Source organism: Streptomyces sp. NPDC012769, assembly GCF_042901205.1.
GTDB lineage: Bacteria > Actinomycetota > Actinomycetes > Streptomycetales > Streptomycetaceae > Streptomyces.
This window is the reverse complement of sequence record NZ_JBIBCP010000016.1, coordinates 1-14,209: the sequence shown is the minus strand read 5'-3', so window position 1 is coordinate 14,209 and position 14,209 is coordinate 1. Positions and strand designations below refer to the sequence as shown.

The window sequence follows — 14,209 nt, the reverse complement described above, 5'->3', positions numbered from 1 at the left end:
GGATGGCGGTCACACAGGGACCGGACCGTCGGTCTTCAGGCAGTCGGCCAGGTGCTGCCCGTACGGGCGGAGGATCGCGTCGAGGTGCCCGCCGCAGCGGCGGCAGGTGTCGGCGCCGGCGCCGGGCCGGGGCGGGGTGACCACGACCTTCATCGGCTTCACCTTGAGCGGCTTCTTCAGGCTGACCTTGGGTGTCTGGTCGGCGGTCCGGGCGGCCTGACGGGGCAGACCTGCGTCGACCCACCCGCGCTGGATACGGGTCATCAGGTTGTCGGCGGGCTCGCCGGTCTCGGCGCGGCGGGCGGCTTCGGCCTCGGCGTCCTGGCGGACCTTTTCGGCAGCGGCCGCTCGGGCCTCCCACGCCTGGGCCGAGTGCCGGACGATGCGGTTCGTGCGGGCCTCTCGGTCCTGGCGGTCGAACTCCGCGCGCCACACGCCCATGCGGGCGGCCATGGTCTCGCGCTCGATGCGGCGCAGGACCTCGTCGGCGGTGGGGTCGGCCCCGGCCGGGAGGACTTCCGGCTCCAGGACGTCGAGGCCCCAGGTGAGACCCCAGGACTCGACGAGGCGGCGCACCGCGCTGGACCCGCCCTTCTCGGCGGCGTGGAGCAGGGCGAGGGCGCGGCCCTTCTGGCGGGCGATGTGCCGGTACCAGGTGGCGGCGGGGATGCAGGCGAGCGGGGTGCCGGCGGCCGCGTCGTCGGCGGCGACCTGGCCGTCGGTGCGGTCGTCGAGCTCGAAGCCCATCTCCGCAAGGAGCTTGCGCAGGCCGTTGGACCAGTACAGGGCACGGATGCCGGTGGCGGTGACGACGAACTCCCTCCACAGCTCGACGGAGCGGGCATCTCCGGCGACGGCCGCGCGGGCGATCTCGAACGGCGTACGGTGCCCGCCCTGCCCCTGCTTGACGTCCTGGCGGGTGAGCTCGGCGGCGACGCCCCAGCGGGTCTTCCCGTCCTGGCCCTTCATCAGGTACCGGGCCATCTGCCCGGACTCGCCCCGGTCCGGAGCGTCGATCTTCACGCCGACCGGCTTGCCGTCCTTCTCCGACTTCTCGACCGGCATGCGGGCGCCGACGGCGACGAGGGCGGAGGACCAGATGCTGAAGGCGAGCTTCTGGAGCCGCTCGACGTCGTCGGAGCCGAGAGGCCTGTCGAGGAACAGGAGCACGTGGTAGTGGCAGTGCCAGCCGTTCTCGCCGTGGGTGACCTCCCAGGCCCGGACGAAGCCGCGGACACCGAAGTCCTTCTTCGCCTGCCTCCAGTCGCGGCCAGCGTTCTGGCCGAACGACCGCTTCCATGCCTGCCGCTGGAGCTCGGCCAGCTCGGCGAGCGGGTCGCGCTCGTAGTGCCGCATGGTGAGCGTCATCATCACCAGGCCGCAGGACTGGCACTCCCAGAACTGGCCGACCTGCTCCAGTTCGTCCTGGCGGACGCGGCGGATCGAGGTGGCGCAGCACGGGCAGACGTGCACAGAGCCGCAGGTGACGACACCCGCGTACCCGGCCCGGCCGTTGCGGATGACCGGGGTGACACCGCCCGCGAGGACCGACAGCCCGCACTTCTCAAGGCGCGAAAGGCCCGAGAGGTCACGCAGGGCTTCACGCAGCTCGAAGGCCGCGTCACGGGTCGCCATGTCCGCCGGGTCGAGCGGCAGACCGCGCGCAGTACGGGTGAATGTCGGGCTCTCGTCGCGTACATGATCGGCGGACAGGCCGCTGACCTGCATGTCCGTAGTTTTCGCGGTAGTACCAAGGCCGTGTCCGGATTTGGTGCCGGAGGTGCCGCCCGACCGGCGGGGGGTGGGCAGCGCCTCCTTGCGCTCAATCGCCCGCTTTGCCCTCTTTCGACACGTGTCGGAGCAGTACACCTTGGGGCGCTTGCCGGGGGTGTGGGTGATGGGAGTTCCGCAGTGGCACCGGGGGCCGGCGGGACGGGTGGCGGAGGCGCGCGCGTCGACCTCGACGAGGGACTGCGGCGGCGCGTCGGCCAAGGAGGGGGTTGCGGACGCCGAAGCGTCCCGTACGCTTGTCACAGCGTTGGGCTCGTTTCTGGATCGTCTAAGCAGCGGAACGGGCGGGCTCACCGGAGAGGTCAGGGATTAGGCCCCCTGGCCTCTCGGCTTTTTCTGAAGCTGTACGGGTAGATCCTGCCGCACCTCGGCCCCCGCGCGTGACACGCCGCGCGGATTCCCCGTCAGTCCCACCAGTCGTCAGGACGCAGACGTCCGCATGCTCCTGGTGGTGGGTCACGAGCTCGATAACCCTGGCGCGGCCGGCGACGTCACGGGAGTAGCCGCAGGCGCAGGCGTAGATGGCGCGCGGCGGCTGGGTGCAGACCCACAGGCCGGGAAAGTCGGGCGTCGGCCGGGGCGATGTTGAAGGGCGCACTGGGGCACCTTTCCTTTCTGAAAGGAAGGGCCCCGCGCCTGCTTCGAGCGTAGGACGGAATCCGGCGGGTGATCCCCCGGGTCGGGTTGCCTGTTGTGCCACGGGTGCGGCCTCCCTCCTCGGTCCTGTATGGACGGAGTGGGAGAGCTCCGCGTTACACCTGTCCGTGCGCGCGTGGGGCGGTCTCACCGGTTCCATCTGTGCTCCTTCTCGCTGGCCAGCGGCCTGGAGGGGGTCTCACTCCTCACCGACCTGTACGTCGGGGGAGGTGATCCTGTGACGGTTTGCCTGGCAAAACAGGAGGAACTAGGGCGACTTGAGGGGTGCGGGGCATCGCGCGTACACGCGTGCGCGTAGGGGGGTCCAAAAAGTCCAGAAACCCCCCTGGGGCCCCTGTGACTTGGAGGGTCGAAGAGAGCCCCGCCGGGATCCGGCGGGGCGGTGGGCTGGCGGTCAGGACGCCTGGCCGGCCATCTGCGTGAGCCGGGCGCGGACGGCCGGGTCTTCGGGCGGGTTGCGCAGCTCGGTGGTGTCGACGACGACGGGTCGGCGGGCAGCGGAGACGTCGCGGTGGCCGACGCCGTAGGAGACGATCCGGACCACGGTCGCCATCAGACGTCACCGCCCTCGGCGTCGCCCAGCTCGACCCGCCACTGCCACGCTTCTCCGTCGGCGACGGCGCGCTCGGCCGCGTCGGCAAGGAGAGCGGCCGCGGCCGCGTGCGCCCGAGACTTCACGAACTTGCTACGGGCCACCCGGCGCAGGAGCGGGGCGAGCTTCACGACCTGGTCGACGGCGATGGTGCGGGTGACGCCGGCGGCGCCGTCGCCCGCCTGCTGGAGCAGCTGGACCAGGAGCCCGCGCTCCGCGGCCGGGAGAGTGCCCTCGGCGTACCCGGCCAAGGAGGCCAGGACTCGGAGGGGGTGGCGGTCCTCGCCGAAGAAGTCGGCGCCGTGGGAGACGACGACGTGGGTAGCGGCGGCGGTGGTCACAGGGCACCTCCGAGGGTGAGCAGGACGGCGAGGAGGAGCAGGGCGCCAGCGGCGAGGATCAGGTCGACCGCGCGACGAAGGCAGACGAACTTGGCGACGGCGAGGCGGGAGAGGCCGACGACGTCGGCGGCCAGGTCCCGGGACTCCTCGGTGGCGGCGATCTGCTGCGGGGTGAGCGTCGCCCACAGCGGGAAGCCGCGGCCGCCACCCAAGTTGGGGCGGGCGGAGCGGAGCAGGAGCCCGGCGGCGACGACCAGGAGCACGAGCCCGAGGCCGCCCGCGATGGACGCGGGGACGGTCAGGGGGAGGTCGCGGGCGACGGTCCAGGCGCCGGCCAGCACCGCGCCGACGAACGCGAGGAGCAATGCGGTCTTCGAGTCGGTGCGGGCGATCTCCGCCTTCACCTCGGCGTGCGCGGCGGTCATCTCTTCGGTGGTCATACGAGGGCCCCCTCCTTGTGCTGCTGCTCCTGCTCGGTCTTCGTGAGCGCCTGGGCCTGCTTGGCGACCCAGCCCGCCGACCACCCGGTGAGCGCGACGAGCTGCCGCTGCGAGCGGCCCTCGCGCAGCCCGTCGGCGACGGCGGCGCGCGCCTTGTCCTCGGGCATCTTCTGGGCGGCCTGGGGCTCGTGAGCGGCCTCGGCAGGCGGGGTGCTCACGGCGGCGCTCACGACGGGCCGGGGGGCGCTCACGGCGGCGCTCACGGCCGGGGCGGGCATCCTGCGGGCCTCGGCGGCCTTGCGCTCACGCTCGGCCCGCTGTGCCGCCTCCCGGGCCTTCTGCTCACGCTCCTGCCGCTCCTCGGCCTCACGGCGGAGACGGTCGGAGCGGTCCTGCTCCTCCTTGCGGAGCCGGGCTTCTTCCTCCCTGCGCTCCCGCTCGACCTGCGCCTGGTGCTCGCGCTCCTCACGGGCGAGGCGGGCCTGGTGCTCACGTTCCCGCTCACGGTCCAGCCGGGCCTGCTCACGGAGTCGCTCCTCGGCCTGGCGCTGGCGCTCACGCTCGGCGGCCTGGGCCTGCTCCCGGGCCTCCCGGTCGGCGCGTGCGCGGTCCTCCTGCTCACGGCGCTCACGGGCCAGCCGCTCACGCTCGGCGGCCTGCTCACGCTCGATGCGGGCAAGCGCCTTGTTGATCGCGCGGCGCCATCCGATGGCGGCCTCGGCGGTCACGATGAGCAGGGTCGGGGCGACCGCGTGAACGCCGACGCCGACCCAGTCGCCCTTGAGCATCGAGTCGCCGATGTTCAGGAGCAGGGTCATGCCGCCGGTGAGCCAGCGCAGCAGGGCCGGCCAGCCGCCGGGGCGGCCGTCGAGGCGGGCGACGATCTCGTCGACGCGGACCACGATGACGACGGCAGCGTCGACAACGACCGGGAGGATCCAGGCCGTCCAGTCCCAGGCGTCCTGGGTGACCCGCTGCACGAGCGGGGTGACCGTCAGGACGGAGAACAGGACGGCGCCGAAGACGATCAGCCAGACGAGCCGGAGGATCTTCTCCGCCTGGTCGACCTGGCGCTGGGTGTCGAGCTTCACCGGCGGCCACCGCCCTTGACCGTCTGGGTGATGGTCTGGGTGACGGTCTGCGTGACCTCGAACGCGCCGCCGCCCTTGCGGCGTCCGAGGAGGGCGGCGACGACGACGGCACCGACCAGGAGCATGGGGGCGGCGGCGGTGATCCCGGCCGCGACGGCGGCGGCCCCGGCGGCGAGGAGGTCGAGGGCCCAGCCCAGGAGCAGGGCGCCGGTGCCCACGCCGACGCTCGCCACGGCGGTGCCGACGGCCCACCGGGGCACGATCGGGCCCGACTTCTGCGGGACGGCCGGAACGGCGGGGGTGGCCTGGGCGGTGACCGCGGCTTCGAGGGCGCCCTGTCGGCGGGCGAGCTCCAGGAGCGCGGCGACGTCGAGGGTCGGCTGCGCGGCCGGGGCCGGGGCGGCGGGGTGAGCGCCGGCGGGGGAGTCGGGCAGAAGCGCCGCGAGGAGGTCGGCGTCCGTGATCGGACGGTCGGCGGGATACTTGGGGGTGGCGTTCACGGGTACCTCCGTGGTCGTCAGGGCCGATCCGGGGGCTACCGGGTCGGCCCGCTGCGTTCGGTGTGCGGCGGGGTGTGCCGGGGGGTGTGCGGGCCGGTGTGCGGCCTCTCTCACACCCCGTCCGACGTGGGAAATCGCGCTGTGCGGGTGTGCGGCGGTGTGCGGCTGTGCGTCACGCGTCGTGGCCGAGAACCTCGACCTCTCCGCAGTGGTCGCACCGGTCGTCGCACGTCTCCAGGTGCCGCCCGAGGATGAGGTCGGAGAGGGCGGCGGCGGCCTTCGCGCCCACCGATCCGGCGACGCGGACACCGGTGTTGTGGAGGGCGATTCCGACTCGGTCACCGAGCTTGCTCATGGCTGTGTCCTTCCGGGAGTGGTCAGGCGGCGGCGAGGGTGGGGACCAGGCGGTAGACGCCGTCCTCCGTCGTGGGGGCGAGACGGCCCTCGGAGGCGAGCCGCTTCATCTCCTTCGACACCCAGGAGCGGTCACGGCCGAGCTGCTCCAGGTACGGCTTGAGGTCCTTCACCGCGACGGTGCCGGGGCCGATCTCGGCGAGCATCGCGACGAGGTCCTCGAGGAGCTCCCGCGCTTCCTCCGTCGACGGCTTGGCGGCCGGGAGCTCGGTGTTGGCCGTGACCGGGGCGAGCTCGGCGGTGGCGTCGAGCTCGGCGTCCTCCGGGTCGACGAGCGCGGCGACCTCCTGCTCCGACTCCTGCTCCTCCGTCAGCTCCCGGGCGGGGGCGGCGGGGGCGCCCAAGGCGCGGGCGCGGCGCTCGGTGAAGAACTGGCCCGCGACCTTCGCAGCGGCGCCGGCGGTCACCTCGTCCAGCTCGGGCCGGACGGCGGCGAAGTGCTCGACGACCCAGCGGGCGGCGCGCTCGTACTCGCCGGACGGGCCGGTCCAGAACGTGCGGGCCGGGTTGGCGTACAGGTCCTCGTCGACCCCGGCTGAGACGAGGTAGACGTAGCCCTTGCGCTTGTTGCCCCAGGCGCTGGGGTTAGCGCCCGCGTCCAGGACCTCCTCCGGGAGCGCGAAGCTCGCGTCGTCGCCCCGCACGCCGAAGCAGAGTGCGGCCGGCAGGGATGCTCGGGTGTCGGTCGACAGCTGGTAGCCGGAGGCCCGCTGCATGGACAGGACCAGGGAGACGCCCGCCGAGCGCGCTTCCTGGGCGATGCCGGTGAAGACGTCGTCGCCGAGCTCGCGCAGCGCCTTGGCCGCCTCCTCGATCCAGGCCAGGAGGTACTGGAGGCCGGGGCAGCCACAGGCCTGACCGTCCTTGCGGCAGGAGTGCGCGGGGTCGGTCTGCTTCTTCGCGGCCGCGGGTTCCCACGCCCGGTAGGAGTGGTCGCGCAGCCAGCGGGTGCGGACCGGGATGACGGCCTGGATCGCGGCGGTCATCGCAGCGACGGAGTGGCTGTCGAGGGCGGCCCAGTCGAAGGCCGGAAGGAGCGGCTGGAAGTCCTGGCCCGACTTCGCGGCGTCGGCGAGCCACACGGCGACGTCGGAGCGAGTGAGCAGGTCGAGCATCACGTCGACGGCGCCCTCGGTCTTGCCGGAGCCGGTCATCCCCATGACGAGGATGTGGATCGCGTCGAGCAGCGGGAGCACCAGGTCGGATCCGTCGTCGTACACGCCGATCCGCAGCGGCACGGCGACGGACTGCCCGGGGGCGACGGGGCCGGGCCAGATGGTCGGGGTCTTGAGCATGTCCTCGGGCACGATGACGAACTGGCCCTTCCTCGCGCTGTCGGGGTCGTGCTGGACGCGGATTGCGGTGGTGGGGACATCGAGCGCGGACGCGATCCGGGGGATCGCTCGGGCGATGTCGTCGTTGGTGAGTTCGCCGGCGGGCAGCTCGTACGGGACCGAGACCCGGTTCGGCTCGACCCGGATCTCCTTGAGCTTGGTGCGGGCGAGACCGACCTTCTCCAGCAGACCCTTGTCGGCCGGCTCGGCCGCCTCACTGGTGGCGGAGCGCATGACGCGGCGGATGTTCCAGCTCAGCGCCAGGGCGGCGCCGCCCATGAGGTAGAGGTCCGGGAGCGGGCCGGTGAGCGGCCCGGACAGGGCGGCGGCGGTCGTCCAGGTCGAGGCGGCCGCCACGGTGATGGCGGAGTGGAGGCGGCGCTGCCTGCCGGTCGTCCGGCCCGCGTGCCAGGTCGCGGCCGTGAGGCCGACCGAGGCGAGGGTGAGGCCGACGCCAGCCCAGGCCGAGCCGCCCCAGGCCAGGTTGGCGCCGGCGCCCGCCGCGCCGACGATGCCGGTGACGATCCACGGCGGCGTGAACGGCTTGGTCTGGTGCCACAGCCACGAGCGGACGGTGCCGCCGGTGACGGCCGGGAGGTGCTCGTGGTGGTCGCTGCTCTTCTTCACCATCGCTGTGCCTCCCTCAGTACCGGAACGGGCTGGTGGACGCGGGACGCTGGGGGCGGGGGCGCATCAGGTCGGCGTACTCGCGCTGGAAGGCCGCGTAGGCGGCGACCGCGTTCTTCGCCGCGGCGGTCGCACCGTCGGCCGACTTCTTGAGCTTCCGCGCCACCCGGGCCGCTCGAAGCCGGGCCTGGACCGGGGTGTCGTCCGGGAGCGTCTGCGCCTGGGAGAGGCGGGCCTGAAGGATCTTCGAGGCCATCGCCAGCTCAATGGCCGCCTGGATCATCAGCGCGCGGACCGAGTTGCAGTAGGCCCGGACGTCCTCGGTCGAGTTGAAGTCCGGCTCGCCCAGGAGGAAGTGGGACGAGGAGGCCGACGCCCGCACGGTGGCGCCCTTGCCGTTGACGGTCAGGTTGATCGGCGGGACGAAGGAGCCGCCCATCGCGCCGACGAAGCCGCCGAGCATCGCGCCGGCGTCCGCGGCGAACTTGTTGGTCTTCGCCTGCTGCCCCTGCTGCCGCCCCTGCTGGGGCGGGACGTTCCTTGTAGTGGCCACGACAGCACCTCTTTAGGTGTCCGAAGGTACGGAACTGTCAGCCAGGAGGTACTTAACGTACCTTGGCGACGTCCCGAAGGTACATTAAGAACTGCTTGGCGGCAAGGATGTACCTTCAGAGGGGCATTCATGTACCTTCAGAGAAGTACCGCGCTCCGACAAACAGGGAGAAGTCATGGCATACAAGGCACCGGCCGGGAAGGGGTACGCCGATGTGGCGGCTCACTTCCGGACCCTGATCCAGAACGGGGAGCTCGCCCCCGGGGACTCGCTCCCGTCCGTGGCCGAGATCCGTGAGCAGTTCGGCGTTGCGGCGAAGACCGTCTCCCGGGCCCTGGCCGTCCTCAAGAGCGAGGGCCTGGTCGCCTCCCGAGGGGCACAGGGGACCGTCGTAGAGAAGTCGCCCATGGTGATCACCGGCGCCGACCGCCTGACCCGCATGGAGCAGAACGGGAAGCGCTACGCCCCCGGCGAGACCTCGTCAGGCCACCGTGTGATGCGCCGGTCCGTCTACGACCCGGAGATCTGCACCGCCCTCGACCTGGAGCCCGGGGACGAGGCCGTGATCCGCATCCGCGTCTTCCGGCAGGACGACAAGCCGACCACCGTGGGCATCTCCGTGTACCCGCCGCACACCACCTCGGTCGTGCCGGAGCTGTCCGACGACGTGCGCATGGTCAAGCAGTTCGGCGAGCTGTACACGGAGCGCACCGGCCGCGAAGTCGTGACAGGGCAGCGCACCGGCTACGCGCGGCAGGCATCCCAGGACGAGCTCGACGCCTTGGAAGTCGACGCTCCGCCCCACGCCGCCGTGCCGGTCATCGTCACCACCGTCACCTTCCACGACGAGGACCGACCGCTCGGGTACTGGGAGGACGTCTACGCCCCCGGAACCCGGGTGCCCATGGGGAAGTAGCCAGCCGCCACCGACCACGAGAGAGGATCCCCCTGATGTGGCCTTCGATCGTTGCTGTACTCGGCACCCTCGCCGGCGCACTGACCGCCGGTCTCCTTCAGCACCGTTCCGCGCGGGCGGCACGCGCCGAGCAGCGGGCCGACAGTCACCGCCAAGACCAGCTCGGCGCCGTCACGGACTTCGCGGCCGCCCTGGACGCGCACCGCTCGGCGATGTTCCACCGGGAGCGTCTGGCCCTGGAGGCACAGACCGAGCACCACGTCGAGGCTCAGACCAAGTCCCACGAGACCCGGGCTGCAATCACCGCCCCCCACATCCGGCTTCAGGTCCTCGTTCCCGAACTGGCCGTCCCCGCCCAGCGGGCCGCCGACACCACCTACGCGTTGCGTCAGGCGACCAGCCGCTCGGAGCTCGACGACCGGCGGCATGCGGCCAAGGAGGCATCCGTCGCCTTCGTCACCGCCGCTGCCGCCCTCCTGAGCCCCCGCCACCACTGATCCAGACGGACCTACGCCCTCGAATCAGAAGCCCCCGCCGGGCAGTGGCGGGGGCTTCTTCGCGCCCTCGGACCGTACGTGGGGCGCCCAAGGTCCGTAAGCCTCCGTAGCCACCTAGTCGCGCGACTGCGGGGCCGTTGGGCGTCCAAGGACGGCTGGTTAGGGGAGGGGTGGGGTCGCGGGCGCTGAGCGGCCGTCAGACGGCTCAGGAGCGTGGCCGGGCGCCGTACCCCCGCCGTCACGGATGCGGGCGCGTGAGGCGACCTCGCCGCCCGTCTTGGGCTGATGGGGAGCAGCTGCTGCCGCGATGCGGCCGGGCCCGTCGTGGTCGCTCCGCGTCGGTGCCGGCATCGTCGTGGCCGAGCAGCGTGTCGGATCGTCGGCCAGGCACGTCGGATCGTCTGCCGCATGAGTCAGGATCACCTGACTTGCTAGGGTCGGCAGTTCTGACCAGACCGTAAGGACTTCCTGACACATGCCCTGGACCAGCGAAAACTCCTCTCTCCACGTCGGCCACGTCGAGCCGCTCCAGCGCACTCCCGAGGGCTTCGCGCCCTTCCCCGGCGGTACTGCACTGCCCTGGCGAGCACTCCTGACCGAGACAGCCGGCCCCGCGGCGGCCGCCATCCGCTGGTCCTGCACCTGCGGATCGACCGGCCAGACGGCGCACCCGATCGACCCGGCCGTGACCGTCGACGAGGCGGAGGAGCCGCTCCGTCAGGAGTGGACGCGTCACGTGACCTTCAGCTCCGTGCAGGGCATCCGCGCCCTAGCGGAGCTCGGCGACGTCCTGGACCAGCTCGCCGGCCGCGACCCGCGCGCGGCGCTCTTCCTCGCCCGCCGGACCGAGGAGCGGGCACGGGAAGCGGCTACCCGGGCCGCAGCCGCCGCTCGCGCCGCAGGTGACTCCTGGGCGGACATCGGCGCCGCGTTCGGCATCACGAAGCAGTCCGCGCACAGCCGCTTCCGCACCCCGCCCCAGTAGCCGGTCAGTCCTCGCCCTGCTCCTGGTCGTCGAAGAGCACTGGCTGACTCGGCGGCCGACGGAAGCTCGGGAAGAGCGACTTGCGCTCGCTCCTCGGCTTCGTCATGTCTGCCAGCGGCACCGTCGGCGTCGGCCGGGGAGCAGGCGGCCGGGCAGGCGCCACCACCTGCGGTTTCCTCTGCGGCCGGGGCGCGCGAACCGATTCGTCACGTGCCGATTCGGGGGTGGGCAACCCCTGCTGGTCACGTGACGAAACTTGGTGCGCTTCGACAGCCTCGGCGATCCGCTTCGCCACCAGCCGTTCCTCGTACGCGCGCTGACGGCAGCTTCGGCGGCAGTAGTCGCGGCTGCGGCCGGTGGCCGGCTGCTCGACGGGTGAGCCGCACCAGGCGCACAGCTTGGCCCCGGAGCCGTCCCGGGGGGTGTCGTACTTCGTCATGCCGCAGACCGTACCGGGCGGCGGCCTGGCCCCGATCCGTGAACCTCGGTGCGCCCGCGCGCGCGTAGGACGGTTCCACGAAGTTCCACGAGATGTTCCTTTCGCAGGTCAGCGGTACGCGTGGATGACCGGGTACAACACCTGCCGCAAGACGTTGCCCATAGCGGAGAGCGCGACGTAGGCGTCCATCCAGAGCGGGTCGGGATTGATCGGCGGGTGCCGCTGTTGCTCCAGCTCCGGCAGACGGTCGGGGTACTCGGCACTGTGCCGGACGAGGTAGTCCTCCAGGGCGGTGAGCGGCTCCTCGAAGGCGCCGCACATCGTCTCGGCCGCGTCCAGGACACGCTGAAGCTCGGGTCGGACCTGTCCGGCGGGCGCGGTGTCGACGAGCGTGCGTATGAGCTGGGCCAGGCCGACGAGCTGCTGAAGGCGCCGCATCAGGGGCGGGCGGTGGTCCCCCGGCACGGCCGGCGGCTCACGCGTGCTCGCCCGGATGTCCTGCGCGAGCTCTCGGGCCACCCGGGCCTCTGCCTCGGTCGGCGGGGCGACGTCGATGTCCCAGGTCTCCCAGACCTGGGCGATCGCCACCCTGGTCGCCCGTCGCCGGTCCTCGTACGCGGTGGGCGGCAGAGGCCGACTGCTCGACCCGTCGCTCAACTCAAAGTCCATCCCGGGACCGTACGCCGCTTCCTGGGCCGTCCGGCAGGCCGGGAGTGATTGCCCCGCAATCACGCGTCATCGGCCAGGCCGCCTTTCATGATCGTCTCCGCGTAACGCGCGCCCCATAACTAGAGCAGGAAGACCTACGCGATCCACGGCCCCCTGCGTTTCGAAGGATCAGGTGCAGTCGCGGCGTCGGGCACCCGCCGTTCCATAGGACAGGCCGTATCTGCCCGCACCTACCCGGTCGCCGCCTGGGATTCAAAGGCTGCAGCTATCGAATACGGCTGCCCGGTCCTGTCCGATCGCCTCCGAGCCCCGCCAAGGGGTGGAGGCACTTGCGGGCCTAAGCCCCCGGTCCTCCATCTTGCTCATCGCCCGGCACACGGCCGGGCCTCACGACACCGGAGGACCACCTCATGTCCCTGACCCTGTTCGCCCTCATCGCCGCCGTGGCGATCCTCGCGGCTGCGCTCGTCGGCGTCGTCGCGCACTTCAAGCCTCACGCGGTTCCGGCGCTGACCATCGCGGCCGCCGTCGGCTTCGGCCTGGCGACGGTGCTGCTCGCCGCGATCGCCATGTGAAAGGGCGCCGTCGGGAGGCAGACCTGTATCGCGCGATACAACTTTCTCTACTCGATCAAGGCGGCCCCGGCCGCGCGGTCGGCCCGCCGGCCGACCGCTCCTGTCTCTGCCCCGCTCCCGGCAGACGGCCCGACCGGCCGTCCTATAGACCGGCCGTACAGACCGGCATGACGACCGGCGAGGGACCGGTGGAAGACCGGCATGAGGCGGGCCCGGTGACGGTCTCGCGCCGGTCCCTCGCCGGTCGTCTGCCGGTCCCTCGCCGGTCCCCATGCCGGTCACGGGAGACTGTCCCGATGAGCACGATGCGCCGCCCGCTGGGCACCGGTCCGACGACGAGCACCAGGACCACGACGACGTCGACGGCCCCGCGGCTTCTGCCCGTCGAGCGGGCCGAGCCGAGCGCGCTCGAGGACGCCGCCGACGACGACCAGGAGCAGGCCGAGCCGAAGCGCCGGCGGACCCTCGGCACCGGACCGGCCGGGACTACCTAGTGACCGGCGGGCACTTGGGGCAGGAGTACAGCTTCCACGTGCCGATCCAGCGCCACCCGGCATCCCACAAGGGGGCCCACTGGCAGTCCGGAGGTCGCGGGACGCTGAGGCCGCAGCTGCTGCACTCCAGCGTGGGAGCGTCCGTCTCGGCGTCCTGGGGTGTGGTGCTCATCCTTGCCCTCCGTCGAGGTGCGCGTGCCAGGCGCCGTATGGGCCGGTGGTCTTGTCGCCCTCGGTGCCGTCGCGGTCGTCGTGGTCGACGGGGAACGCGCGTGGGCCCTCCCACCCGCACTCACAGGTCGGCCGGATCGCCACCGCCCGTGGGCGGCCCTCCTTGCCGTCGTACAGCCACCAGTAGCACTCGGCCCAGGTCTCGACCTCGCCGGGCTTGCCCAGCACCGTGTGCGCCTGCCGTGTGTAGGACCGCTCGATGGGGGGCGCGTCGGTGCCGTCGGCCAGGACCGGCACCGCGTAGCCCACGTGCCCGGCGACGAATTCCTCGGAGTACCACATGCCTGTCCAACGACCAGGCAGGGCCTGGGGCATCGGATTGTCCGCGGCCGGCGCCCCCTCGTTGGTGGACCACTGGCCGGTGGAGAGCGGTAGCAAGATAGTGGTTACTGACCTCAGTAACGGTGGACCATCCCCGGCCGCGGTCGCATGGGCAGTGGCGACCGGGCACGGTCGGGGGGGGCGACTTCCAGCACTTCTGGCACACCCCTACGCACGCGGGCGTAAGGCTGCTCGTGCTTCCGTGCCGGGTCAGGGGGCCGGGCGGCACATCTCCAGTCCTGGCGGCATGCCGTTGCCCATGGCGGCCAGCGTGGCGTAGTCGAAGTCCTTGGCCTCGTCGGGGCGCTCGGCCTGGAGAGCAGCGCAGATCTCGGGGGTGAGGACGTGGCCGTTGATGGTCATGCGGCCGGCGACGTCGAGGCGGAGCGAGAGCCGCTTTCCGCCGAGCACGTCCTGGCGCCAGTCGTCGGTGGCGGGGCCGGGTCCGAAGAGTGCGGTGAGCACCTGGTCGGGTGTCGAGACGGCGTGGACGGTGACGTCCGGGATACCGCAGTTCTGTCGCTGGCGCTTGTCTCGTCGGTTCTGCTTCGCGCGCTTCGCGTCGCGTCCCATGCGTGCCTCCAGGAGGGCGGGTGGGGGTCGTCTGGTCAACGAGCGGGGCGACAACTCGGAGTTGTCGCCCCGCCGGATGGCGGTCACACAGGGACCGGACCGTCGGTCTTCAGGCAGTCGGCCAGGTGCTGCCCGTACGGGCGGAGGATCGCGTCGAGGTGCCCGCCGC

Annotated in this window: 18 protein-coding genes; 5 read left to right on the top strand and 13 right to left on the bottom strand. The window is 72.1% G+C overall.

What is annotated here, in order from left to right; translation table 11 throughout:
- Window positions 1–9 precede the first annotated feature (9 nt).
- The 9 genes from ACFY7C_RS37550 to traA form a co-directional block, all read right to left on the bottom strand.
- Window positions 10–1,728, bottom strand: coding sequence for a protein rep (locus tag ACFY7C_RS37550; RefSeq protein ID WP_389660448.1), 1,719 nt, complete (start codon window positions 1,726–1,728; stop codon window positions 10–12).
- Between the two features lie 1,114 nt (window positions 1,729–2,842).
- The gene (locus ACFY7C_RS37545) at window positions 2,843–3,001 is read right to left on the bottom strand and encodes a hypothetical protein (protein WP_389660445.1); all 159 of its coding nucleotides are present in this window, start codon (window positions 2,999–3,001) and stop codon (window positions 2,843–2,845) included.
- The gene (locus ACFY7C_RS37540; RefSeq protein WP_389660442.1) at window positions 3,001–3,381 is read right to left on the bottom strand and encodes a hypothetical protein; all 381 of its coding nucleotides are present in this window, start codon (window positions 3,379–3,381) and stop codon (window positions 3,001–3,003) included. The genes ACFY7C_RS37545 and ACFY7C_RS37540 overlap by 1 nt, the downstream gene beginning before the upstream one ends.
- Window positions 3,378–3,821 (bottom strand): Pycsar system effector family protein, encoded by a 444-nt coding sequence (locus ACFY7C_RS37535; RefSeq protein ID WP_389660439.1) that lies wholly within the window; start codon window positions 3,819–3,821, stop codon window positions 3,378–3,380. The genes ACFY7C_RS37540 and ACFY7C_RS37535 overlap by 4 nt, the downstream gene beginning before the upstream one ends.
- Window positions 3,818–4,912 (bottom strand): hypothetical protein, encoded by a 1,095-nt coding sequence (locus ACFY7C_RS37530; RefSeq protein ID WP_389660436.1) that lies wholly within the window; start codon window positions 4,910–4,912, stop codon window positions 3,818–3,820. Before ACFY7C_RS37530 ends, ACFY7C_RS37535 begins: the two co-directional genes overlap by 4 nt.
- Window positions 4,909–5,412 carry a hypothetical protein gene (locus ACFY7C_RS37525; RefSeq protein WP_389660434.1) on the bottom strand — a complete coding sequence of 168 codons (504 nt, stop codon included), beginning with the start codon at window positions 5,410–5,412 and terminating at the stop codon, window positions 4,909–4,911. The genes ACFY7C_RS37530 and ACFY7C_RS37525 overlap by 4 nt, the downstream gene beginning before the upstream one ends.
- 172 nt (window positions 5,413–5,584) lie before the next feature.
- Window positions 5,585–5,767, bottom strand: a complete 183-nt coding sequence (locus ACFY7C_RS37520) for a hypothetical protein (RefSeq protein ID WP_389660432.1) — start codon at window positions 5,765–5,767, stop codon at window positions 5,585–5,587.
- A 22-nt stretch (window positions 5,768–5,789) separates the two neighbouring features.
- Complete coding sequence (traB, locus tag ACFY7C_RS37515) at window positions 5,790–7,790, bottom strand: plasmid transfer protein TraB (protein WP_389660430.1); 2,001 nt, start codon at window positions 7,788–7,790, stop codon at window positions 5,790–5,792.
- A 13-nt stretch (window positions 7,791–7,803) separates the two neighbouring features.
- Entirely contained in the window at window positions 7,804–8,340 is a 537-nt protein-coding gene (traA, locus tag ACFY7C_RS37510; protein WP_389660428.1) for a plasmid transfer protein TraA, read from the bottom strand.
- Between the two features lie 175 nt (window positions 8,341–8,515).
- Here traA and ACFY7C_RS37505 point away from each other — a divergent pair, with 175 nt between their 5' ends.
- The 3 genes from ACFY7C_RS37505 (at window position 8,516) to ACFY7C_RS37495 (ending at window position 10,738) form a co-directional block, all read left to right on the top strand.
- Window positions 8,516–9,256 (top strand): GntR family transcriptional regulator, encoded by a 741-nt coding sequence (locus tag ACFY7C_RS37505; RefSeq protein ID WP_389660426.1) that lies wholly within the window; start codon window positions 8,516–8,518, stop codon window positions 9,254–9,256.
- A gap of 35 nt (window positions 9,257–9,291) precedes the next feature.
- Window positions 9,292–9,753, top strand: coding sequence for a hypothetical protein (locus ACFY7C_RS37500; RefSeq protein ID WP_389660424.1), 462 nt, complete (start codon window positions 9,292–9,294; stop codon window positions 9,751–9,753).
- Window positions 9,754–10,228: 475 nt separating this feature from the next.
- Window positions 10,229–10,738 carry a hypothetical protein gene (locus tag ACFY7C_RS37495; protein ID WP_389660422.1) on the top strand — a complete coding sequence of 170 codons (510 nt, stop codon included), beginning with the start codon at window positions 10,229–10,231 and terminating at the stop codon, window positions 10,736–10,738.
- Window positions 10,739–10,742: 4 nt separating this feature from the next.
- Here ACFY7C_RS37495 and ACFY7C_RS37490 read toward each other — a convergent pair whose 3' ends face one another.
- Window positions 10,743–11,177, bottom strand: a complete 435-nt coding sequence (locus ACFY7C_RS37490; RefSeq protein ID WP_389660420.1) for a hypothetical protein — start codon at window positions 11,175–11,177, stop codon at window positions 10,743–10,745.
- A gap of 108 nt (window positions 11,178–11,285) precedes the next feature.
- Window positions 11,286–11,846 carry a hypothetical protein gene (locus ACFY7C_RS37485; RefSeq protein ID WP_389660418.1) on the bottom strand — a complete coding sequence of 187 codons (561 nt, stop codon included), beginning with the start codon at window positions 11,844–11,846 and terminating at the stop codon, window positions 11,286–11,288.
- A gap of 410 nt (window positions 11,847–12,256) precedes the next feature.
- Between ACFY7C_RS37485 and ACFY7C_RS37480 the strand changes: the two genes are divergently transcribed.
- Window positions 12,257–12,421, top strand: a complete 165-nt coding sequence (locus tag ACFY7C_RS37480; protein ID WP_389660416.1) for a hypothetical protein — start codon at window positions 12,257–12,259, stop codon at window positions 12,419–12,421.
- Between the two features lie 296 nt (window positions 12,422–12,717).
- A complete protein-coding gene (locus ACFY7C_RS37475; RefSeq protein WP_389660413.1) occupies window positions 12,718–12,915 on the top strand; it encodes a hypothetical protein in 198 nt (65 codons plus the stop codon).
- 168 nt (window positions 12,916–13,083) lie between these two features.
- Here the strand turns inward: ACFY7C_RS37475 and ACFY7C_RS37470 are convergent, their stop codons facing one another.
- Both ACFY7C_RS37470 and ACFY7C_RS37465 read right to left on the bottom strand, forming a co-directional pair.
- On the bottom strand, window positions 13,084–13,428 hold the full coding sequence (locus ACFY7C_RS37470; RefSeq protein WP_389660411.1) for a hypothetical protein: 345 nt from the start codon (window positions 13,426–13,428) through the stop codon (window positions 13,084–13,086).
- A gap of 249 nt (window positions 13,429–13,677) precedes the next feature.
- Entirely contained in the window at window positions 13,678–14,040 is a 363-nt protein-coding gene (locus tag ACFY7C_RS37465) for a hypothetical protein (RefSeq protein WP_389660408.1), read from the bottom strand.
- Window positions 14,041–14,209: the final 169 nt, after the last annotated feature.

Bases quoted from the DNA above. Each gene is read 5' to 3' on its own strand.
- ACFY7C_RS37550 (WP_389660448.1), bottom strand. From the start codon at position 1,728: ATGCAGGTCAGCGGCCTGTCCGCCGATCATGTACGCGACGAGAGCCCG.
- ACFY7C_RS37545 (WP_389660445.1), bottom strand. From the start codon at position 3,001: ATGGCGACCGTGGTCCGGATCGTCTCCTACGGCGTCGGCCACCGCGAC.
- ACFY7C_RS37535 (WP_389660439.1), bottom strand. From the start codon at position 3,821: ATGACCACCGAAGAGATGACCGCCGCGCACGCCGAGGTGAAGGCGGAG.
- ACFY7C_RS37520 (WP_389660432.1), bottom strand. From the start codon at position 5,767: ATGAGCAAGCTCGGTGACCGAGTCGGAATCGCCCTCCACAACACCGGT.
- traB (WP_389660430.1), bottom strand. From the start codon at position 7,790: ATGGTGAAGAAGAGCAGCGACCACCACGAGCACCTCCCGGCCGTCACC.
- ACFY7C_RS37505 (WP_389660426.1), top strand. From the start codon at position 8,516: ATGGCATACAAGGCACCGGCCGGGAAGGGGTACGCCGATGTGGCGGCT.
- ACFY7C_RS37500 (WP_389660424.1), top strand. From the start codon at position 9,292: ATGTGGCCTTCGATCGTTGCTGTACTCGGCACCCTCGCCGGCGCACTG.
- ACFY7C_RS37495 (WP_389660422.1), top strand. From the start codon at position 10,229: ATGCCCTGGACCAGCGAAAACTCCTCTCTCCACGTCGGCCACGTCGAG.
- ACFY7C_RS37490 (WP_389660420.1), bottom strand. From the start codon at position 11,177: ATGACGAAGTACGACACCCCCCGGGACGGCTCCGGGGCCAAGCTGTGC.
- ACFY7C_RS37485 (WP_389660418.1), bottom strand. From the start codon at position 11,846: ATGGACTTTGAGTTGAGCGACGGGTCGAGCAGTCGGCCTCTGCCGCCC.
- ACFY7C_RS37480 (WP_389660416.1), top strand. From the start codon at position 12,257: ATGTCCCTGACCCTGTTCGCCCTCATCGCCGCCGTGGCGATCCTCGCG.
- ACFY7C_RS37475 (WP_389660413.1), top strand. From the start codon at position 12,718: ATGAGCACGATGCGCCGCCCGCTGGGCACCGGTCCGACGACGAGCACC.
- ACFY7C_RS37470 (WP_389660411.1), bottom strand. From the start codon at position 13,428: ATGTGGTACTCCGAGGAATTCGTCGCCGGGCACGTGGGCTACGCGGTG.
- ACFY7C_RS37465 (WP_389660408.1), bottom strand. From the start codon at position 14,040: ATGGGACGCGACGCGAAGCGCGCGAAGCAGAACCGACGAGACAAGCGC.